Source organism: Massilia sp. BSC265, assembly GCF_000740675.1.
Classification (GTDB): Bacteria; Pseudomonadota; Gammaproteobacteria; order Burkholderiales; family Burkholderiaceae_D; genus Telluria.
This window is the reverse complement of sequence record NZ_JPXI01000033.1, coordinates 18,288-38,502: the sequence shown is the minus strand read 5'-3', so window position 1 is coordinate 38,502 and position 20,215 is coordinate 18,288. Positions and strand designations below refer to the sequence as shown.

At 65.7% G+C, this 20,215-nt stretch carries 19 protein-coding genes; 12 read left to right on the top strand and 7 right to left on the bottom strand.

Translation table 11 applies throughout. From position 1 onward, the window contains the following. Positions 1-8 precede the first annotated feature (8 nt). The 7 genes from MA09_RS12325 (at position 9) to MA09_RS12295 (ending at position 5,760) form a co-directional block, all read left to right on the top strand. Positions 9-509 (top strand): chemotaxis protein CheW, encoded by a 501-nt coding sequence (locus MA09_RS12325; RefSeq protein ID WP_036248822.1) that lies wholly within the window; start codon positions 9-11, stop codon positions 507-509. A gap of 197 nt (positions 510-706) precedes the next feature. Next, positions 707-1,573, top strand: coding sequence for a CheR family methyltransferase (locus MA09_RS12320; protein WP_036248820.1), 867 nt, complete (start codon positions 707-709; stop codon positions 1,571-1,573). Positions 1,574-1,596: 23 nt separating this feature from the next. Further along, positions 1,597-2,190: a chemoreceptor glutamine deamidase CheD gene (gene cheD / locus MA09_RS12315; RefSeq protein WP_036248817.1), complete on the top strand. Its 594-nt coding sequence runs from the start codon at positions 1,597-1,599 to the stop codon at positions 2,188-2,190. Positions 2,191-2,231: 41 nt separating this feature from the next. Further along, a complete protein-coding gene (locus tag MA09_RS12310) occupies positions 2,232-3,293 on the top strand; it encodes a chemotaxis response regulator protein-glutamate methylesterase (protein ID WP_036248814.1) in 1,062 nt (353 codons plus the stop codon). Between the two features lie 172 nt (positions 3,294-3,465). After that, positions 3,466-3,861, top strand: a complete 396-nt coding sequence (gene cheY, locus MA09_RS12305) for a chemotaxis response regulator CheY (protein WP_036248811.1) — start codon at positions 3,466-3,468, stop codon at positions 3,859-3,861. A 1-nt stretch (position 3,862) separates the two neighbouring features. After that, entirely contained in the window at positions 3,863-4,501 is a 639-nt protein-coding gene (gene cheZ, locus MA09_RS12300) for a protein phosphatase CheZ (protein WP_036248808.1), read from the top strand. Positions 4,502-4,554: 53 nt separating this feature from the next. Beyond that, positions 4,555-5,760 carry an EAL and HDOD domain-containing protein gene (locus MA09_RS12295; protein ID WP_036248806.1) on the top strand — a complete coding sequence of 402 codons (1,206 nt, stop codon included), beginning with the start codon at positions 4,555-4,557 and terminating at the stop codon, positions 5,758-5,760. 65 nt (positions 5,761-5,825) lie between these two features. Here the strand turns inward: MA09_RS12295 and MA09_RS12290 are convergent, their stop codons facing one another. The 6 genes from MA09_RS12290 to metG all read right to left on the bottom strand — a co-directional run bounded on the left by MA09_RS12290 (position 5,826) and on the right by metG (position 12,468). After that, a complete protein-coding gene (locus tag MA09_RS12290; protein WP_229440694.1) occupies positions 5,826-6,599 on the bottom strand; it encodes a PilZ domain-containing protein in 774 nt (257 codons plus the stop codon). A 126-nt stretch (positions 6,600-6,725) separates the two neighbouring features. Beyond that, positions 6,726-7,565 (bottom strand): pantoate--beta-alanine ligase, encoded by an 840-nt coding sequence (gene panC / locus MA09_RS12285; RefSeq protein WP_036248804.1) that lies wholly within the window; start codon positions 7,563-7,565, stop codon positions 6,726-6,728. Positions 7,566-7,599: 34 nt separating this feature from the next. Next, positions 7,600-8,496 carry a ScpA family protein gene (locus MA09_RS12280; RefSeq protein WP_036248801.1) on the bottom strand — a complete coding sequence of 299 codons (897 nt, stop codon included), beginning with the start codon at positions 8,494-8,496 and terminating at the stop codon, positions 7,600-7,602. A 19-nt stretch (positions 8,497-8,515) separates the two neighbouring features. Then, the gene (locus tag MA09_RS12275) at positions 8,516-8,725 is read right to left on the bottom strand and encodes a DUF3460 family protein (RefSeq protein WP_036248798.1); all 210 of its coding nucleotides are present in this window, start codon (positions 8,723-8,725) and stop codon (positions 8,516-8,518) included. Between the two features lie 77 nt (positions 8,726-8,802). Further along, on the bottom strand, positions 8,803-10,119 hold the full coding sequence (locus tag MA09_RS12270; RefSeq protein WP_036248796.1) for a hypothetical protein: 1,317 nt from the start codon (positions 10,117-10,119) through the stop codon (positions 8,803-8,805). A gap of 204 nt (positions 10,120-10,323) precedes the next feature. Further along, the gene (gene metG, locus MA09_RS12265) at positions 10,324-12,468 is read right to left on the bottom strand and encodes a methionine--tRNA ligase (protein WP_036248794.1); all 2,145 of its coding nucleotides are present in this window, start codon (positions 12,466-12,468) and stop codon (positions 10,324-10,326) included. A gap of 146 nt (positions 12,469-12,614) precedes the next feature. On the opposite strand from metG, the gene apbC reads away from it, so the two are divergent. Together apbC and MA09_RS12255 are read left to right on the top strand one after the other, a co-directional pair. After that, positions 12,615-13,703 (top strand): iron-sulfur cluster carrier protein ApbC, encoded by a 1,089-nt coding sequence (gene apbC / locus MA09_RS12260; protein WP_036248792.1) that lies wholly within the window; start codon positions 12,615-12,617, stop codon positions 13,701-13,703. A gap of 33 nt (positions 13,704-13,736) precedes the next feature. After that, entirely contained in the window at positions 13,737-14,756 is a 1,020-nt protein-coding gene (locus MA09_RS12255; RefSeq protein WP_036248789.1) for an RNA methyltransferase, read from the top strand. Positions 14,757-14,779: 23 nt separating this feature from the next. On the opposite strand, the gene MA09_RS12250 is transcribed toward MA09_RS12255, so the two are convergent. Next, a complete protein-coding gene (locus MA09_RS12250; RefSeq protein ID WP_036248785.1) occupies positions 14,780-15,958 on the bottom strand; it encodes an EAL domain-containing protein in 1,179 nt (392 codons plus the stop codon). A 218-nt stretch (positions 15,959-16,176) separates the two neighbouring features. On the opposite strand from MA09_RS12250, the gene MA09_RS12245 reads away from it, so the two are divergent. Genes MA09_RS12245 through MA09_RS12240 form a run of 3 tightly spaced genes read left to right on the top strand, consistent with a single transcriptional unit; the run spans position 16,177 to position 20,132 of the window. Continuing rightward, positions 16,177-18,744, top strand: coding sequence for a bifunctional diguanylate cyclase/phosphodiesterase (locus tag MA09_RS12245; protein ID WP_036248783.1), 2,568 nt, complete (start codon positions 16,177-16,179; stop codon positions 18,742-18,744). A 33-nt stretch (positions 18,745-18,777) separates the two neighbouring features. After that, entirely contained in the window at positions 18,778-19,254 is a 477-nt protein-coding gene (locus tag MA09_RS25300) for a hypothetical protein (protein ID WP_229440693.1), read from the top strand. Continuing rightward, on the top strand, positions 19,230-20,132 hold the full coding sequence (locus MA09_RS12240; protein ID WP_229440692.1) for an aminotransferase class I/II-fold pyridoxal phosphate-dependent enzyme: 903 nt from the start codon (positions 19,230-19,232) through the stop codon (positions 20,130-20,132). Before MA09_RS25300 ends, MA09_RS12240 begins: the two co-directional genes overlap by 25 nt. Positions 20,133-20,215 lie beyond the last annotated feature (83 nt).

Genomic DNA, 20,215 nt, shown 5'->3' with positions numbered 1-20,215 from the left:
ACGTGACCATGTCTACTGTACAGAACACCAAGCCAAGCGATGGCGCTGCCGAGGGCACCGGCCGCGAATTCCTGGCCTTTACCCTGGGCTCCGAGGAATACGGCATCGACATCCTCAAGGTGCAGGAGATCCGCGGCTACGAGGCGGTGACCCGCATCGCCAACGCACCCGAATTCATCAAGGGCGTCATCAACCTGCGTGGCATCATCATCCCCGTGGTCGACATGCGCATCAAGTTCAAGCTGGGCACCCCGGTCTACGACCAGTTCACCGTGGTGATCATCCTGAACATCGGCGGCCGCATCATGGGCATGGTGGTGGACAGCGTGTCGGACGTGACCACGCTCACGCCGGACCAGATCAAGCCGGCGCCGGAGATGGGCACCGCCTTCAACTCGGACTACATGATCGGCCTGGGCACCGTGGACGAGCGCATGCTGATCCTGGTCGACATCGACAAACTGATGTCGTCCAGCGAAATGGGCCTGATGGACAAGCTGGCAGCATAAGCAGTGGTAGGGTGGGCGGGTATCCCGCCCACGCGGCGATAGTTACAGGCGAGATCACCGAATCGGGTGTCGCAGCCGATAACGATCACCGCGTGGGCGGCGAAGCCGCCCACGCTACGAGAACCACGGTTTCGGCACACGCAGCAGGAAACAGATAGTCCGGATCTCCGGGCAAATAGCAACGAAGAGGCAACAACGTGCCGCAGCAACGAACCGATACGGCCAAGGAATTCGATTTCACGCGCAGTGACTTCGAACGGGTCCGCGCGCTGATCTACCAGCGCGCCGGCATCTCGCTGGCCGACAGCAAGCAGGAAATGGTCTACAGCCGCCTGGCGCGGCGCCTTCGCGCCACCGGCATCCAGTCCTTCGCACGCTACCTCGACGACCTGGAAGCGGGCCGCACGCCGGCCGAATGGGAAGCCTTCACCAATGCGCTGACCACCAACCTGACCTCGTTCTTCCGCGAAGCCCACCATTTCCCGCTGCTGGCCGAGCACCTCGCGGGCCTGCGCCGCCGCGACGGTGCTCCGCTCACCATCTGGTGCTCGGCCGCGTCCACCGGCGAGGAGCCCTACTCGATCGCCATGACCGCCTGCGAGGCCTTCAACACGCTCACGCCGCCCGTGCAGGTGGTGGCCACCGACATCGACACCAATGTGTTGGCGGTCGGCGCCAGCGGGGTCTACCCGATGGAACGCGTGGAGAAGGTCGGCCCGGAACGCCTCAAGCGCTTCTTCCTGAAAGGGAAGGGCGCCAACGAGGGCATGGCGCGGGTGCGTCCGGAACTGCGCCAGCTGGTGAATTTCCGCCAGCTGAATTTGCTTGCGGGCGAGTGGCCGGTGGAAGGGCAGTTCGATGCGATCTTCTGCCGCAACGTGATGATCTACTTCGACAAGGACACCCAGCGCCGGATCCTTGCGCGTTTCGTGCCACTGATGAAGCCCCATGCCCTGCTGTTCGCCGGGCACTCCGAAAACTTCCTGTACGTGTCGGATTCGCTGCGCCTGCGCGGCAAGACGGTGTACGAACTTCACCAGGCTGCGGGCCACCATGTGCCCTGACGCACCGCCATGAACAGCACGCCATGAACAACCAGTTCGCCACCAACGTCTACTACGACCGCACCTTCGACTGCGACGCCGCCAAGATCCTGCCGGGCGAGTACTACTACACCGGCAAGAACATGCTGATCGTGACCGTGCTCGGCTCCTGCGTGTCGGCCTGCATCCGCGACCGCGTCACCGGCCTGGGCGGCATGAACCATTTCATGCTGCCGGACGGCGGCGACGGCGGCAGCCCGGTGTCGGCCTCGATGCGCTACGGGAGCTTCGCGATGGAGATCCTGATCAACGACCTGCTCAAGGCCGGCGCGCGCCGGGAGAACCTGGAAGCCAAGGTGTTCGGCGGCGGCGCGGTGCTGCGCGGCTTCACCGCCATGAACGTGGGCGAGCGCAATGCCGCCTTCGTGATGAGCTTCCTGAAGACCGAGCGCATCCCGGTGCTGGCCTCGGACCTGAACGATGTCTACCCGCGCAAGGTGTACTTCTTCCCCAAGACCGGCAAGGTGCTGGTGAAGAAGCTGATGCAGACCCAAAACGATACGCTGGCAAAACGTGAACTCGATTACGCCAAACGACTCAAGGTCGAACCGGTCGGCGGCGACATCGACCTCTTTTAAGCGTTTTGACCGGATAAGAACAAGACCTGAAAGGACGACGCATGACAATCAAGGTACTGATCGTCGACGACTCTGCGCTGATCCGCAGCGTGATGAGCGAAATCGTCAACTCCCAGCCCGACATGGAAGTGGTGGCCACGGCCCCCGATCCGCTGGTCGCGCGCGAGCTGATCAAGCGCCACAACCCCGACGTGCTCACCCTCGACGTCGAGATGCCGAAGATGGACGGCCTCGACTTCCTGGAAAAGCTGATGCGCCTGCGCCCGATGCCGGTGCTGATGGTGTCCTCGCTGACCGAGCGCGGCTCGGAGATCACGATGCGCGCGCTGGAACTGGGCGCGGTCGACTTCGTGACGAAGCCGAAGATCTCGATCCAGACCGGGATGCGCGAATACACCGAGCTGATCGCCGACAAGATCCGCGCCACCGCGCGCGCCCGCATCAAGCGCATGGTGCCGGGCAGCGTGCCGGCGCCCCAGCTCTCGGCCCTGCGCAGCCCGCTGATATCGTCGGAGAAGCTGATCATCATCGGCGCCTCCACCGGCGGCACCGAGGCGATCCGCGAATTCCTGATGCAAATGCCCTCGGACTGCCCGGGCATCCTGATCGCCCAGCACATGCCGGAAGGCTTTACCAGCTCCTTCGCCAAGCGCCTCGATTCGCTGTGCAAGATCAACGTGACCGAATCGCAGGGCAACGAGCGGGTGCTGCCGGGCCATGCCTACATCGCCCCCGGCCACTCGCACCTGCTCTTGAGCCGTTCCGGCGCCAACTACATGACGAAGATCGAGCAGAGCCCACCGGTCAACCGGCACCGGCCCTCGGTGGACGTGCTGTTCCGCAGCGCGGCCCAGGCCGCGGGCAAGAATGCCGTTGGTGTTATCCTGACCGGCATGGGCAAGGACGGCGCCGCGGGCATGCTGGACATGCGCCATGCGGGAGCGCACAATTTTGCCCAGGACGAGGCAAGCTGTGTGGTGTTCGGCATGCCGCGCGAGGCGATCGCATTGGGCGCCGCCCACGAGGTAGGCAGCCTGCAGGCCCTGCCGCGCATGGTGCTCGATCACCTGGCATCGCAGGGCGGCCGGGCGTTGCGTGTTTGATCCGTATGCAGTTGTATTGCTGCCATTTTATCGCCGTACGGCAACAAAAATGCTATTCTTGAGCCTGATCCCCGGTCGCGCGCATTTGTCATTCGCATTTGTCATTGCCTTGCTGTGCCGATTCAGCGCCCACCCACTAAACCAAAGTAAAAGATTCACAACGGAGTAATTCATGGCTGATCCAAAGATGCGTTTTCTGGTTGTTGACGATTTCTCGACGATGCGGCGCATCGTCCGGAATCTGTTGAAAGAACTGGGTTATGCCAATGTCGACGAAGCCGAGGACGGCGTGATGGCGCTGGCCAAGCTGCGCAGCGAGCCTTTCGATTTCGTGGTGTCGGACTGGAACATGCCGAACATGGACGGCCTGACCATGCTGCAGAACATCCGCGCCGATCCCGCGCTGGCCAAGCTGCCGGTGCTGATGGTGACCGCCGAAGCCAAGAAGGAAAACATCATCGCGGCCGCGCAGGCAGGCGCCAGCGGCTACGTGGTCAAGCCGTTCACGGCCGCCACGCTGGACGAGAAGCTCAACAAGATCTTCGAAAAAATGAAGGCTGGAGCCTGAAATGCTGGAGCAGACCGCGGCACCGGCCGAGTCCTCCCATGAAGAGGTCCTGAGCCGGATCGGGCACATGACGCGCGCGCTGCACGAGAGCCTGCGCGGTCTCGGCCTGGACAAGCTGATCGAGAAGGCGGCAAGCGACATCCCGGATGCCCGCGACCGCCTCGACTATGTGGCGCGGCTGTCGGAACAGGCTGCCAAGCGCGTGCTGGACGCCACCGACGCCGCCGGCCCGGTGCAGGATGCGATCGAGACCAGGTCGAACGAGCTGTCCGGCGCCTGGCAGGCGCTGCTGGACAAAGGCGCCTCGGAAGAGGACTGGCGCGCGCTGGCGCAGCGCACGATCGCCGGCCTCGATGAGTCCCGCGCCGGCGCCGTGGCCACGCGTGCCCAGCTAATGGACATCATGATGGCCCAGGACTTTCAGGACCTGACCGGCCAGGTGATCGGACGCATCACCGGCATTGCCCAGAACCTCGAGAAGCAGCTGGTGCAGGTGCTGATCGACTTCGCCCCGAGCGAAATCCGGCGCGAGATCGACAACGGCCTGCTCAACGGCCCGCAGATCAACCCGCAGGGCAAGAGCGAAGTGGTGGCGGACCAGGGTCAGGTCGACGACCTGCTCGACAGCCTCGGCTTCTAGGCGCGCCGGGTAGGGCGCCTCGCGCACCGAAACACGTTTCATTCACGCGCCACATGCATCAAACAAACTTCATCGTTCGCGAACCCCTGCTCGACCCCAAGCAGCGCGTCATCGGCTACGAACTGTCGTGGCAGCATCACGACGGCAAGGTTCCGACCGACCAGGAGCTGGAAGACCTGGTCGGCTTCGTCGCCGAGCACGTCATCCATGCCGAGCACGGCTGGCTACTGCGCGACAAGATCCTGTTCCTCGACGCCGTCCCGGAGATGCTCTCGCTCGATGCGCTGCACGCGCTGCCGCCGGAGCGCACCGTGTTGACCCTCGACATCCGCAAGCTGACCGACCCGAACGTGCGCGCGGCGGTACAGGCGGTACGCGTGGGTGGGGTGGGTATATCGATCCGCGGGGCGGACCTCAAGCTACTGGGCCGCAATCTGTCGCCCTATGCCTCGTATGTCGAGGTGCAGTTCGCAGGCAGCGACGTGGCCACCCAGGCGCGCACCTATGCGGCCGCCAAGCATGCGGCGGTGCGCATGGTGGGCCGGCCGGTGGCCACCTGGTCCGACTTCGACGCCTGTGCTGCGCTCGGCCTGGACGCCTTCGTGGGCAAGCTGCACCTGACCCCGCGGCCGGGCAACCCGGTCAAGGGCATGAACCCGACCCAGGGCGTGATCCTGCAGCTGATGCAGATGGTACAGAACAACGAAGACGTGCCGAAGCTGGAGAACGTGCTCAAGCGCGATCCGGCGCTCACCTACAAGCTGCTCAGCTACATCAATTCGGCCGGTTTCGGGGCCGCGCGCAGGGTAGAGTCGCTGCGCCAGGCGATCGCCCTGATGGGCTACGCGCCCCTGTACCGCTGGCTGGTGCTGCTGCTGGCCACGGCCAGCACGAGCGGCTATTCACCGGTGCTGATGGAAACCGCGGTGGTGCGCGGCCGCCTGGCCGAGCTGCTCGGCGCCACCCGCCTGCGCGGGGAGGGCGAGCACCTGTTCGTCGCCGGCATGTTCTCGCTGCTGGACCGCCTGCTGGGCCTGCCGATGCAGGAGGTGCTGGAGACGGTGCCGCTGCCCGAGGAGGTGGTCAGGGCGCTGGTCTCGCGCGACGGCAAATATGGACCCTACCTGGCGCTTGCGGAGGCTTGCGAGCTCAATTCCAGGCTGGTTGCCTCGCTGGCCGAATCGCTCGACATCAGCCCGCTGGAAGTCAACAAGGCGCACCTGTCGGCCCTGGCCTGGGCCCAGTCCATCGCGGCCTAGGGCTCGATAACAAAGGGGAACAATGCCACTGGCCTTGCTCTCCGATGCTTTGTCTGTCGCCACGCTCAGCGTGCGGCAGCCCGCCGCGCCGCCGGCCTGCTGGTCACGAAGCGCTCCAGCGTCTGCTGCATCTGCATCGAGATGCTGGAGAAGCTGCACCCTATCTGCACCTGCTCGCCCAGCAGGAAGGTGCGGAAAGGCCGCAGCAGGCGCACCTCGAGGTCGGCCATGATCACCAGGTTCGGCCCCAGTTGCAGCCGCACGCCATCCAGCTTCTTCCCCACGTGCAGGCCGAAGCATTGTTCGGGCGTGGCGCGCAGCCCGACACCGCTCTGCGAGAAGTCGTACAGGGGCAGTTCCATCTCTGCGCCCTTGATGCGGAAGGTGGCCAGGTAGTGCACCCCCACCGGCGTCTCGACGCGCCGCGCCGCGCGGCGGTTCAACACCAGGCAGGAAGGCGGGAATTCGGCCGCGACGTGCATCTTGTTGGAAGGTAGCGGCTTCCAGGACTGGTCGAGGTCGAACTGCAGCTTGGCGTTGCCGCCGAGCGAAGCGACCAGGGTGGCCTTGCCGGCGGGCGGACGCTCGCTGCCGGTGAAGTCGATGACGAAATCCGGCAGCTCCGGGTCGACCGATTCGATGCGCGCCAGCAGCGGCTCGATCCAGCCCGACGGGAATACCGTGACCGGCTCGCCGGACAGCGAAAGCGCCGTCAGCGCCTCGCCGATGTCGAAGGGATCGCGCATTTCGTGCGGCTCGGCGGTGCTGCCGATGCGGCTGAGCGCGTCGTTCGGCTTCGGCGGGCCCTTGCGGTCGATGGGGGCAGTGGTTTCAGTCACGGCATCAAGTCCTTGCAAGATTCCTTCATGTTGCGCGGATGCCTGGTGGCTGCCGCGCGTCTCAAGTATAAGGCCACACTCACGCGTATTGCAATTTTGCAAGCAAAGATGGTGTTTTTACACCGTTCAGATCTCGAGGTTGTCGATCAGGCGCGTGTTGCCGAGTTTGGCTGCGGCGAGCACCACCAGCGGGGTGCCGGCTTCCAGGTCGGCGCTGCCGGGCGCCTGCAGGTCGATGCGCTTGCGGATCGAGACATAGTCCGGCTTCCAGCCGCGCGCGGCCAGGAAGTCCATGGCCTGGCGCTCGACGCCGGCGACGTCGCGGCTGCCTCCGCGCATCGCCTCGGCCACGGCATTGAGCTGCTGGTACAGCCTTGGGGCTTCCGCGCGCTCCTCGATTGAGAGGTAGCCGTTGCGCGACGACAGGGCCAGGCCGTCCTCGGCGCGGAAGGTCTCGGCGCCGATGATCTCGGTCGGCAGGGCGAATTGGCGTGCCATGTTACGGACGATCATCAGCTGCTGGTAATCCTTCTTGCCGAACACGGCCACGCGCGGCTGCACGCAGGAGAACAGCTTGGTCACCACGGTGCAGACGCCGTCGAAAAAGCCGGGGCGGAACTCGCCTTCGAGCGTGTTGCCCAGGCCCTCGGGCGGGCGCACGCGGTATTCCTGCGGCTCCGGATACATGTCCTTCTCGGTCGGCGCGAACAGCACGTAGACGCCTTCCTTCTCCAGTTTCTCGACGTCGGCCTGGAAGGTGCGCGGGTACTTGTCGAAATCCTCGTTCGGACCGAACTGCAGGCGATTGACGAAGATGGAGGCCACCACCGGGTCGCCATGCCGGCGCGCCAGGCGCATCAGGGACAGGTGGCCCTCGTGCAGGTTGCCCATCGTCGGCACGAAGGCGGTGCGCAGCTGGCCGCGCAGCTGGTCGCGCAATTCGTCGATGGAGGAAATGATTTTCATGGGTTGACTGAATAGGAATAAAGTAACCGGCTCTTCAAGCCGGGGAATAGGCCAGACGCACATAGATCGGCGCGAAGGGCTCGGCCTGCGTGATCTCGATCAAGGTTTCCTTCGCCAATTCGAGCATGGCGACAAAGTGTACAACCACGATTGGAATCGTGTGCTGGCCTGCGAACAATTCGGAAAATTCGACGAAGCGCTGCGACTGCAGGGTGCGCAGGATGGCCGACATGTGCTCGCGCACCGACAGTTCCTGGCGGCTGATCCGGTGGTGCTGGGTCAGCTTGGCGCGGCGCATCACGTCGAGCCAGGCGCGCTGCAGGTCCCATGGGTCGACGTCGGGCAGGGCGGGCGCCAGGCCCTGTTCCACGAACAACTGCGGACGCACGAAGTCGCGGCCTTCCTGGGGCAGGGAGCCGAGCGCCACTGCCGCGGCCTTGATCTGCTCGTAGTCCAGCAGCCGGCGCACCAGTTCCGCGCGCGGGTCGCCGACGTCCTCGACCAGGTCGTCCTGCCGTTTGGGGAGCAGCATCCGCGACTTGATCTCGATCAGCATCGCCGCCATGAGCAGGTACTCGGCGGCCAGTTCCAGGTTGCGCTGGCGGATCTGCTCGACGTATTCCAGGTATTGCAGGGTCACCTGCGCCATCGGGATGTCGAGGATGTTGAAGTTCTGCTTGCGGATCAGGTACAGCAGCAGGTCGAGCGGACCTTCGAAGGCGTCGAGGAAGACCTCGAGCGCATCCGGCGGAATGTACAAGTCGTTGGGCAGGCGCGTCAGCGGCTCGCCGTACAGGCGGGCGATGGTGGCTTCGGCCGCATCGGCCGCCGCATTCAGCTGGGCGTCGTCGGGTGGGAGAGGCGCCCCATCCTGCGGGGGATCGGCCGGCAGCGCATCAGGCAACTGCGGTGCGGCCTGCTCGGGCAGCATGGGAGCGCTATCCCCGGCCTCAGACCTTGGACTGGTACGGGTAGGCTTGCTGGCGCAGGCGCGAAGCCTTGATGCGTTCCTGTTCGTCCAGCGACAGCGGGGCCTTGTCCCACAGCAGGGCACGGCCGGCAACCTGGCGCTCTTCCATGCCAGGGGTCTTGGCCTTCAGTTCGTTGATGAACTTGGTGTGCTCGGATTCGTACAGCGAGTGTTGTTTCTTGAAGAACATGATTTCCAGAATGAAGTGAGGACAGACACGGCATGTTGCGGGGCAGATTCTTCCGCCCCGGCGTGTCCGGGTCAAGTTTACTTGTGCAGTTCGTTCAGCTGGCGGGCAATGATGTCGTGGCTGAGCCACAGCACCGGGGCAATCTTTTCAGAAGCGCCATGGAACATCAGCGGACCGGCGCCTTCCAATACCAGACTCGACAGGTGGTCGGTGATGAGTGCCTTCTTGTCCTTGTGCAGGGCGGTAATGGCTTCCGAGGTGCCGATCATGACCTCGGCCAGTTCCGGAGTATTGTCCATCGGCCAGGCTTCGAAGTTGCGGAAGTGGGCGCTGGTGGCGTCATTGTTGTAGCGCTCGATGGTGTCGAGCAGCGAATGCAGCGAGGTGCCTTCGCCCAGCAGGTCCTGGCAGATCTGCCACTGCTGCTCGGCCCATTCTCCGCCGCCTTCCTTCTTCAGTGCGGTGAGCAGGGGGAACAGCGACAGCTCGACGCCCACGAAGATGTCCGAGGAATTGGTGCGGATTTCCGGGCAGTTGAACACGGTGGCATAGACGCCCCCGTTCCAGGCGGCCTGCGCGATCGACTCCAGGCGCATCTTGGCGTAGCCCTGGGTGTAGTTGGTGTAGGTCTGCCAGACGTACTGCCCGCCGATCAGGATCTCGGTGCCGTGATAGCCGTAGGCGGTGTAGCGCACTTCGCCGCCGGCTTTCGTGACGCGCTCGCGGATCGCGCTTGAAGCATCGATCAGGTACTTCAGTGTGTTGGCGGTGACTTCGTCGAAGTTCATCAGGATCAGCTTGCCCAGATCGCTGTCGAGCAGGGCGCGCGAGGACATAAAGCGCTCGCCGCGGCCTTTATAGATGCGGTTGGCGATGGCCAGGAAGGCCTTGATCTTCGGGATGCCGCCGGCCATGGTGTGGGCGAAGAAGACGTTGGCGCCTTCCGGGACCAGCTTGTCGATCTCGCCCATGACCTCGGCGGCGCTGGTGGTGAAGCGGCGCACGCCGGCTTCGCGGCAGCGCTCGATCTTTTCCCAGTCCAGCTTGTCTTCCTGCCAGCTCTTCAGGGTGATCCCGGACAGCATCTCGGTCGGGTTCTGCTCGCCTTCCGGCGCATCCATGTCGAAACCGGCCATCAGCGGCACGTTGATGATCTTGCCGCCGAGCTTTTCTTCCGCCTCGGCGTGCTCCTCTGCGGTCAGGGCGCGCAGGGCGCCGGATTCGTCGCGGCGGCCCACGGTGATGCCGACGATGGTCATGCCGGCCTGGCGTGCCTCGTCGATCAGGCCGTTCACATAGCCGCGGCCGAACAGCTCGCCGAACAGGACGAACACGTCGCCCTTGCGGAACACGTTGGCTTGCGGAATATGGCGGAGAGGAGTGAATTCGGTCATCTTATTATCTACCTATCTTGTATGGTCTGAAGAAGGCCTGCCGGCGAGGGCCGTAGGGGCACGAGTTTCAGAAAAAACACGCCATTATAACGCTGTGGTTGACGGCGGGAGTTGATTTTGGCGGTGGACAAGGGGCGGGAAAGCGCCGGAAATGCGGAGGGCGCCGGGCTCCCATGGGGCGGGAACCCGGCCGATGTTCGGAACTTAGCGAATGCGCATGCCCGGCGTCGCCCCCGGCATCGGATCCAGCAGGTACAGCCCCGGATTCGCCTTCTCGTCCGCGCTGGATGCGCACAGCACCATGCCTTCCGACACGCCGAACTTCATCTTGCGCGGCGCCAGGTTCGCGACCATGACGGTCAGCTTGCCGACCAGCTCTTCCGGCTTGTAGGCCGACTTGATGCCCGAGAACACATTACGGTAGCGGCCTTCGCCGACGTCCAGGGTCAGGCGCAGCAGCTTGCCGGCGCCTTCGACGTGTTCGCAGTTGACGATCTTCGCCACGCGCAGGTCGACCTTCAGGAAGTCATCGATCGAGATTTCCGGGGCCAGTTCCTCGATATCGCCTGCAGCAGCTTCCGCAGCCGGCGCCGCAGCTTCGGCGGCTGCAGCCGGGGCGGCGGCAGGAGCGGCAGCAGGGACGGCGGGCTTGTCGAACAGGTTCTCGACCATCTTCGCGTCGACGCGCTGCATCAGGTGGCTGTAGGCGCCGATGGTACGGCCCAGCATGGTTTCGTAGACGGCCGCGCCGTGGGTGTCAGCCCAGCTCAGCTCGCCGTCGCCCAGGAACTCGACCACGCGCGCCGCCACCTGCGGCAGCACCGGCGACAGCATGATGCTCAGCTGGCGGAACAGGATCAGCGCGGTGGTGCAGACGTCGTGCAGCTCCGCAGTCTTCGATTCGTCCTTGGCCAGCAGCCAGGGCTTGTTCTCGTCCACGTACTGGTTGACGATGTCGGCGATCTCCATGATTTCGCGCATCGCACGGCCGTACTCGCGCGCCTCGAAGGCGGCGGCGATGCCGGCCTGGCGCTCGGCGCCATCGATCATCAGGGCCTTGCAGATCCACGTCTTGGCGCTATCCGACAGGCTATCGGCCAGCTTGCCGTCGAACTTCTTGGCAATGAAACCGGCGCAGCGGCTGGCGATGTTGATGTACTTGCCGATCAGGTCGCTGTTGACGCGGGCGACGAAGTCCTCGCCGTTGAAGTCCAGGTCTTCCACCTTGGCGTTCAGCTTGAAGGCCAGGTAGTAGCGCAGCCATTCCGGGTTCATGCCCAGTTCGAGGTAGCGCAGCGGCGAGATGCCGGTGCCGCGCGACTTGGACATCTTTTCGTTGTTGACGGTCAGGTGGCCGTGCACCGCGACCTTCAGCTTGTCGATGATCGGGTGGTTCGAGAAATGCAGCATCGCCGGCCAGAACAGCAGGTGGAAGGAGACGATGTCCTTGCCGATGAAGTGAATCTGCTCGGCCGCCGGGTCGTTCAGGAAGGCTTCGTAGTCGACGCCCTTTTTGCTGAAATAGTTCTTCAGCGAGGCCAGGTAGCCGACCGGCGCGTCCAGCCACACATAGAAGAACTTGCCCGGCGCATCCGGAATCGGGATGCCGAAATAGGGTGCGTCGCGCGAGATATCCCAGTCGGCCAGCTTCTCGCCGGATTCGCCCAGCCATTCCGAAACCTTGTTGACCATTTCCGGCTGCAAGCGACCCGGGGTGTTCAGCCATTCCTTCAGGAAACCGAAGCAGCGCGGGTCGGACAGCTTGAAGAAGTACTGCTCCGAAGGTTTCAGGATCGGCGTCGAGCCGGTGAAGACCGAGAACGGGTTGATCAGTTCGGTCGGCTGGTAGGCGGCGCCGCAGACTTCGCAGTTGTCCCCGTACTGGTCCTTGGCGTGGCAGGTCGGGCACTCGCCCTTGATGTTGCGGTCGGCAAGGAACATGCCCTTGACCGGGTCGTAGAAGCGGTCGACGGTCCTGGTGACGATCAGGCCGGCGTCGCGGAGTTGACGGTAGATGCCCTGCGAGAGTTCGACGTTTTCCGGCGAATCGGTGGAATACCAATTGTCGAAGGCGATGTGGAAGCCGTCCAGGTACTGCGGGCGGCCGGCGGCGATCTTGGCCACGAATTCCTGCGGCGTGATGCCTTCCTTCTCGGCCGCGATCATGATCGGGGTGCCGTGGGTATCGTCGGCGCAGACGAAGTGCACCTGGCGCTGCACACCATTGTCGCGCTGCATTCGCTGGAAGCGGACCCAGATGTCGGCCTGGATGTATTCCATCATATGGCCGATATGGAAGGCAGCATTGGCGTAGGGCAGGGCAGTGGTGACGAACAGCTTGCGGGTCATGGTCGAAGCGCTTGGGTTATATGAAAAGAAGCATTTTAACAGCGGAAGGCCCCCCTGCGCAGGTCCAGGGTACCGGGTTTGCCAAACCAACAAGAAGCAAGATGCATTTTGCGTTACACTTCGCCCCTATCACACTGGAGAAATTCATGAGCATCACTGAGAACGATGTCAAGGCAGCATTGTCGGCGGTCATCGATCCTAACACCGGGAAAGATTTCGTTTCTTCCAAATCAATCAAGAACATCAAGCTCAGCGGCAGCGACGTTTCCTTCGACGTCGAGCTGGGCTATCCGGCCGCCAGCCAGATGGCGAGCATCCGCGACAGCGTCGTGGCCGGCGTCAAGGGACTGCCCGGCGTGGGCCAGGTTACGGCCAAGGTCTACAGCAAGATCCTGTCGCATGCAGTGCAGCGTGGCCTGAAGGTCATGCCGAACGTGAAGAACATCATCGCGGTCGCCTCCGGCAAGGGCGGGGTCGGCAAGTCGACCACCGCCGTCAACCTGGCGCTGGCCCTGGCGGCCGAAGGCGCCAGTGTCGGCATCCTCGATGCCGATATCTACGGCCCTTCGCAGCCGATGATGTTGGGGATTAACGCGCGTCCCGAGAGCCGCGACGGCAAGACCATGGAGCCGCTGGAGAACCACGGCGTGCAGGTGTCCTCGATCGGCTTCATGATCGACCCTGACGAGCCGATGGTCTGGCGCGGTCCGATGGTCACCGGCGCACTGCAGCAGCTGCTCGAGCAGACCAACTGGCGCGACCTCGATTACCTGATCGTCGACATGCCCCCGGGCACCGGCGACATCCAGCTGACCCTGTCGCAGAAAGTGCCGGTCACCGGCGCCGTGATCGTTACCACGCCGCAGGACATCGCGCTGCTCGACGCGCGCAAGGGCCTCAAGATGTTCGAGAAGGTCGGCATCCCGATCATCGGCGTGGTCGAGAACATGAGCACCCACATCTGTTCGAACTGCGGCCACCACGAGGAAATCTTCGGAGCGGGCGGCGGCGAGAAGATGTGCCGCGACTTCGGCGTCGACTTCCTCGGCAAGCTGCCGCTCACGCTGTCGATCCGCGAGCAGACCGATTCCGGCCGCCCGACCGTGGTGGCCGATCCGGAGGGGCCGGTCGCGAGCGTTTACAAGCAGATCGCGCGCAAGGTCGCCGTCAAGGTCGCCGAGAAGGCCAAGGACATGACCAGCAAGTTCCCGAGCATCGTCGTCAAGAACGACTAATTTTTACCAACTGGTAAATTTCCAGGTTCTTCGATGCGACTCTCGGCCATCCGCGAGCGCCTGGCGGCGCTCGGCGCGCTGCCGCTGCACCAGGAGCGCGTGCTGCGCGACTGGGTGCAGGGCGCCGCGCACGAGCGCGGACGGCGCCCCGCCTCCGATTTCCTTCCGAAACCCGTGCGCGAAGCCTTGCCCGCGCTCGACGAGGAGCTGGCCGGCCTGGTGCGGCTGGTCTCCAGCCACCCGGGCGAGGACGGCTCCGAGCGCCTGCTCGTCGGCTTGCAGGATGGCCAGATGGTCGAATCCGTGCTGCTGCCGCGCGACGGCGTGTGCGTGTCGAGCCAGGTCGGCTGCGCGGTCGGCTGCCGCTTTTGCATGACCGGCCGCGAAGGCCTGCTGCGCCAGGTGACGAGCGGCGAGATTGTCGCCCAGGTGGTGCTCGCGCGTTCCCGCCGCCCGGTGAAGAAGGTTGTCTTCATGGGCATGGGGGAGCCGGCCCACAACCTCGACAACGTGCTGGAAGCGATCGAGTTGCTGGGCGTCGAGGCGAACATCGCGCACAAGAACCTGGTGTTTTCCACGGTAGGCGACCTGCGCGCCTTCGAGCGCCTGGCGGGAAGCCGGGTGAAGCCGGCACTGGCGCTGTCGCTGCACACCACGAAGCCCGACCTGCGCGCCGAACTGCTGCCGCGTGCGCCACGCCTGACACCGCAGGAACTGGTGGCGCACGGCGAGCGCTATGCGCGCCTGACCGGCTACCCGATCCAGTACCAGTGGACGCTGCTGGAGGGCGTGAACGACGGCCCGGACGAGATGGACGGCATCGTGTCCCTCCTGCGCGGCAAGTACGCCATCCTCAACATGATTCCGTATAACACGGTGCCCGACCTGGACTTTCGCCGGCCCGGCTGGGAGCGTGCCCGCGAGATCGCGGCGAGCCTGCACGCGCGCGGTGTGCTGACCAAGCTGCGCGATTCGGCCGGGCAGGACGTCGAAGGCGGCTGCGGCCAGCTGCGGGCGCGGGCTGGCCGCACGATCGCACTGCGCCGCGCCTGACATGGAGGTTTTGTCGGGCGCTTTCACGCCAGCGGCGCGGGCCGTCCCAACAAATAACCTTGTCCGGCCTTGATGCCCAGACCGCGCAGTACGGCCAGCTCGGCATCCGTCTCGATGCCCTCGGCCACCACGTCGCTGCCGGTATCGCGCGCGAAGCCGGTCAGGGCGGCGGCCAGCGCCCGGCGGCCGGGATCGCCGTCGATGCCCTGGACCAGACTCTGGTCGAGCTTGATGATGTCGGGCCGGAGCTGCAGGATATGGCGGAAGCTGGCGTAGCCCGAGCCGGCGTCGTCGATCGCCAGCCTCAGGCCGGACCGGCGCAGGCCGGCCAGGGCGCCGGCAATGGCCGGATACTCCTCGACGGGCGCGTGCTCGGTCAGTTCCAGCACCAATCTGTCGAGCGGCGCGGCGCCGAGGCGGGAAGCCAGTGCGCCGCTCAGGATCGTGCAGGGGGACACGTTCAGGGACAGGTAGGCCTGCGGCGGCAGCCTGGCAAGGCCGGACAGGGCCAGCTCGATGGCGAGCAGTTCGAGTTCGGTGCCCTTGTCGACCCGATGCGCGTCTTCGAACCAGCCTGCCGGGCAGCTCGCGGGAGCGGGAAAGCGCGACAGCGCTTCGTAGCCGAGCACGCCGCCGCTGGAGAGGTCGACAATGGGCTGGCAGGCGATGGCGATCGCGCGCCCGCCCATCACCTCCGCGAGACGGGCACAGGTCTCTTCGGCCGCCCGCTCGGCGATCACCCGCTGCTCCAGCATCGTCGCAATCAGGCGGGCGAAACGCCGCAGCGCGTCCACGTCGACCTCGCGCAGCGAGGAACTCGGGCTGCGGTTGTAGCAGCAGAAGGTCCCGAACACCGAGCCGTCGGACAGCCAGATCGGCACGCCCAGGTGGGCGCGGATCTTCAGCGCCTCGGTGCTGCCCAGGCGCTTCAGGATGGGGTAGATGTGGCTGTCGTCGACGATGGGCGGGATCGAGCCGTCGACCACATGTTGGCAGTAGCTCTCCGCCAGCGGGTCCGAATGGCCCGGCTGGACCGGCAATTCGCCGTCGGCCGCGATGTGGCGAAAGATCCGGCGGCCGTGCCTGAACTCGGAAACGAAGGCCACGTCCATGCGCAGGCAGATCCTGGCCAGGTCGACGGCGGACAGGATGATCTCATGCAGCGGTGCTTGCGACTGCCTGGTTTGTGTCACGTTCGACATGGCTTGCGCTACCCTGGGTTGTCTGAGTGACATTCTAAGAAACTGTTCGCAGATCGACAATACCCACCCCGCAGAAGATGCCTGTTGCATGCCAGGGTAGGCGGGCGCTGAGCAGCATCGAAGCGGCTCTTCTTTTCGGCAACTTTCTGTTTGAAAATAAAGTTCACCGGAATATTCCTCCCTACACTCGGTAGGAGAGCGTGGGCATGGGATAAGCGATGAGCGACAAGAGAGACCAACGGTGGCGCGGGCGTTACCTGGACGCGGCTCACCTGTTCATACCCGCCAGGCTGCGTCACGACGCGGCCGTGCTCGCCCGTGCCGAGAACGTGGTCAACGCAGCCCTGATGGCGGCCACCGCCGGCCCGCTCTACGCCCTGGCCTACTGGAAGCTCGGCCTGAAGCTGGCTGCCGCCGAGATCCTGGCCTGCTGCCTGGTCATGCTGATGGCGCCGCCCGTGCTGCGCCTGACCGGCAGCATCGCAGCCGCGCGCGAGCTGTTCCTGTGCGCGCTGTTCTTCAATTTCACCTGGCTGACCTGGCACCTGGGCGGCATCGACGCGCCCACGGCCAGCTGGCTGATCACCGCCCCGGTGGTGGCGATGTTCCTTGGCGGCGTGGCAAGCGGCGTGTTCTGGCTGGCGGTCAGCTGCAGCGCCGCCGCCACGATCTGGGGCTTGAGCGCCTACGGCCTGGCGGCGCCGGGCGCGCCACGCCTCGACATGCCGCTCCTGCACCTGATCTGCAACATCGGCCTGTACGTGGTGGTGCTGGTGTTCGTGCTGCTGTTCGAGCTGACCAAGACCGAAGGCTTCGTCAAGCTGCAGCACGCCCTGTCCACCATCAACGAGCTGGCGATCCGCGACGAGCTCACGGGCAGCCACAACCGCCGTTTCATGCTCGGGCTGATCGACCGCGAGAAGGAGCGCGCCGACCGCAATGGCCGGCCGTTCTGCCTGTGCCTGTTCGACATCGACTTCTTCAAGCGCATCAACGACACCTACGGGCACGCGGCCGGTGACCTGGTGCTGCGCCGCTTCGCCGCGGCGGTGCAGGGGCAGATCCGCGGCACCGACGCCTTCGGGCGCTACGGCGGCGAAGAATTCCTGCTGATGCTGCCCGAGACCTCGGCGCCGGACGCGCTGGTGCTGGCAGAGCGGGTGCGGCGGGTGATCGCGGGCCTGCGCTGCGCTGACAAGGGCTCGGATATCACGCTCACGGTGTCGGTCGGCGTGGCCGAGTACCGGATCGGCGAAGCCATGGCGCAAGCCATCGCGCGCGCCGACGAAGCCTTGTACGTGGCCAAGTCGCTGGGGCGCAATCGGGTGCAGTGCCATGACGACGACGAGCGCCTGCCGGTGGTGCCGAGGCAGGAAGCCCAGAGGGGAGGGAGGCAAGGCGAGGGCGTCGGCCCAAGGGTGAGCGCGGCGCGCCTGCTCGATGGTGCCCAGTGCGACCAGCTTACCGGACTGCTCAACCGGAACCTGTTGCGCGACCGCCTGCGCCACGCGATGGACCGGGCCAACCGCAACCGCCGCCTGGTGGCGCTGCTGCTCCTGAACATCAACGGCTTCAAGGAGATCAACGACGAACTCGGCTACGAAGCCGGCGACGAGCTGCTGACCCGGGCCGGCACCGAGATCCGGCGCTGCCTGCGCGACTCCGACACGGTGGCGCGCTGGGGCGGCGACGAATTCATCGCGCTGCTGGAAGACCTGAGCTTCGAATCCGACGCCCAGGTGGTGGCCGAGAAGATCCTCGACCGCTTCGGCCTGCCCTTGAGCGTGGCGGGGCGCGAGTGCTTCGTCACGCTGGCGGTGGGCGTGGCCCTGTACCCGGCGGCCGACTGCGGCCTCGACGCCCTGCTCAAGCGCGCCGATACCGCCATGCGCGGCGCCAAGCGCTGGGGCGAGAACAGCGTCCAGGTCTACTCGGGGGACACGGTGCAGCCGCAGAGCGAGCGCCTGGCGCTGAAGAATGGGCTGCGCGACGCCCTCACGCAAGGGCAGTTGTTCCTGGAGTACCAGCCGCAGATCGACCTGGCCACGCGGCGCGTGATCGGCGTCGAGGCCCTGCTGCGCTGGCAGCATCCGGTGTACGGGCGCGTCGATCCGGGACGCTTCATCCCGCTGGCCGAGGAGACCGGCTTGATCGTCCCGATCGGCGACTGGGCGCTGCGCACCGCCTGCCTGCAGAACCGTGCCTGGCGCGCGGCCGGGCTCCCCGAGATCAAGACCGCGGTGAACCTGTCGGCGCGCCAGCTCAAGGAGCCGGGGCTGCCGGCGCGGGTGCTGGGGATCCTGGCGGAGACCGGGATGCCGGCGCGCTGCCTCGACCTCGAGATCACCGAAGGCATGCTGATCGAAGACCTGGCGGGCAACTGCGCCCTGATGAACGGGCTGCGCCAGGCCGGCGTGGTGGTCTCGATCGACGACTTCGGCACCGGCTACTCGAGCCTGAACTACCTGTCCGAACTGCCGATCGACATCCTCAAGATGGACGGCCTGTTCGTGCGCCGCCTGGGCAAGGCGGGCGGCGCGGGGGGCGGCGCCGGCATGGTCGACGGGCGCTCGTTTGCGATCGCCGAGGCCATCGTATCGATGGCGCACCGTCTCGGCCTGAGCGTGATCGCCGAAGCGGTCGAGACACCCGAGCAGCTGGCCGACCTGTGCGCGATGGGGTGCGACGCCGCCCAGGGGTATTACTTTGCCCGGCCGCTGCCGCCCGCCGAGGTGGCGGCGCTGCTGGGGCGCCAGGTCGAGGACGAGTCCCTCGAGCCGGCCTGAGTTCCTATCGCTTGCTTGTTTCTGGAGGATACCGTGCTGAATGAACCGATTCCGTTTGATCCCGCCCACGACCTGGATGCGTTGGCCGCGTCGGGGGCCCTGGGCGGCAATGTTGCCCTGTTCCGCCAGCCGCGCGGCCGCGACCTGCTGCGCCGCGCCGCGCCTCTCGAGGAGTGGTGTGAGCTGCGCGCGCGCCACGGGGTCTGGCCCTATTGCCGCACACTGGACGGTCCGCCGGCGCCGATCGCCCTGGTGGAGGGCGACGGCCTGGCGGCGCAGCAGGGCATCAATTTCGCTTCGCAGGACTACCTGTCGCTGAGCGCCCATCCGGCTGTCATCGAAGCGGCGATGCGCGTGCTGGCCGAGTGCGGGCCGCACAGCGCCGGCTCGGCCATCCTGCTCGGGAACAGCCGCTATTCCGCCGCGCTGGAGGAAGCCATCGGCAGCTTGCTGGACTGCCAGCACGTGGTGCTGTTCCCGACCGGTTGGGCGCGGCTTTCGGTGCGGTGACGTCCCTGGTGCACGGCAACGACCACGTCCTGATCGACGCGCTGGCCCATGCCTCGCTGCGCCAGGGCGCCGCTGCCGCCACCCGGAACGTGGCCGCGTTCCGCCACAACGACTGCGACCACCTGCGCGAGCTGCTGGCCGGAATCCGCGCGGTGGATGCCGGCGGCGCGATCCTGGTCGTCACCGAAGGCCTGTTCAGCATGGACGCCGACAGTCCGGACCTGCCGCTGATGCAGTACCTGTGCCGCGAGTATGGCGCCACGCTGCTGGTGGACGTGGCGCACGACCTCGGGGCCATCGGGCCGGGCGGCACGGGCGCCATCGGCGCCCAGGGCATGCTGGGCAAGATCGACATCGTGATGGGCGCCTTTTCCAAGACCTTCGCCTCGAACGGCGGCTTCGTCGCCTGCTCGGAGCGCAGCGTGCGGCGCCAGTTGCAGCTGTTCGCGGGCCCGCACATGTTCTCGAATGCACTGTCGCCGGTGCAGGCGGCCACGGTGCTGGAATGCCTGCGCATCGCGACGGGCGACGAAGGCGAACGGCTGCGCGCGGACGTGATGCGCAATGCGGTCGAACTGCGCGCCCTGTTGCAGGAGGAGGGCATGCGCTGTTTGGGCAAGCCGTCGCCGATCGTGCCCTTGTGGCTGGGCTCCGAGTCCGCCACGCGGGTCGCCGGCATGCTGCTGGCGCGCGAGCAGGTGTTCGTCAACCCGATGGAATTTCCCGGCGTGCCCCTCGGCTCGGCACGCCTGCGGCTTCAGCTGATGGCCCGGCATACGCCGGCCCAGGTCCGGCGCGCGGCGCGGCAGCTGGCCTCGGCGGTGCGGCGCGCCCTCGAGGCGCCGCGGCCGGCGCTCCGCCCATCCGGGGAGGGCTGAGGCAGGGCGGGCGGTCCGACAGGCGGCCATCGGCGCGGATGGTGCGCGCCGATGGCGGCGGGGTAAAATAACGCCTTTACCTT

Excerpts from the sequence above, each read along its gene's own strand:
- MA09_RS12270 (WP_036248796.1), bottom strand. The coding sequence starts at position 10,119 with ATGACCGAATTCACTCCTCTCCGCCATATTCCGCAAGCCAACGTGTTC.
- cheZ (WP_036248808.1), top strand. The coding sequence starts at position 3,863 with ATGCTGGAGCAGACCGCGGCACCGGCCGAGTCCTCCCATGAAGAGGTC.
- cheY (WP_036248811.1), top strand. The coding sequence starts at position 3,466 with ATGGCTGATCCAAAGATGCGTTTTCTGGTTGTTGACGATTTCTCGACG.
- panC (WP_036248804.1), bottom strand. The coding sequence starts at position 7,565 with ATGAAAATCATTTCCTCCATCGACGAATTGCGCGACCAGCTGCGCGGC.
- MA09_RS12310 (WP_036248814.1), top strand. The coding sequence starts at position 2,232 with ATGACAATCAAGGTACTGATCGTCGACGACTCTGCGCTGATCCGCAGC.
- apbC (WP_036248792.1), top strand. The coding sequence starts at position 12,615 with ATGAGCATCACTGAGAACGATGTCAAGGCAGCATTGTCGGCGGTCATC.
- MA09_RS12255 (WP_036248789.1), top strand. The coding sequence starts at position 13,737 with ATGCGACTCTCGGCCATCCGCGAGCGCCTGGCGGCGCTCGGCGCGCTG.
- MA09_RS12295 (WP_036248806.1), top strand. The coding sequence starts at position 4,555 with ATGCATCAAACAAACTTCATCGTTCGCGAACCCCTGCTCGACCCCAAG.
- MA09_RS12325 (WP_036248822.1), top strand. The coding sequence starts at position 9 with ATGTCTACTGTACAGAACACCAAGCCAAGCGATGGCGCTGCCGAGGGC.
- metG (WP_036248794.1), bottom strand. The coding sequence starts at position 12,468 with ATGACCCGCAAGCTGTTCGTCACCACTGCCCTGCCCTACGCCAATGCT.
- MA09_RS12250 (WP_036248785.1), bottom strand. The coding sequence starts at position 15,958 with ATGTCGAACGTGACACAAACCAGGCAGTCGCAAGCACCGCTGCATGAG.
- MA09_RS12275 (WP_036248798.1), bottom strand. The coding sequence starts at position 8,725 with ATGTTCTTCAAGAAACAACACTCGCTGTACGAATCCGAGCACACCAAG.
- MA09_RS12280 (WP_036248801.1), bottom strand. The coding sequence starts at position 8,496 with ATGCTGCCCGAGCAGGCCGCACCGCAGTTGCCTGATGCGCTGCCGGCC.
- MA09_RS12245 (WP_036248783.1), top strand. The coding sequence starts at position 16,177 with ATGAGCGACAAGAGAGACCAACGGTGGCGCGGGCGTTACCTGGACGCG.
- cheD (WP_036248817.1), top strand. The coding sequence starts at position 1,597 with ATGAACAACCAGTTCGCCACCAACGTCTACTACGACCGCACCTTCGAC.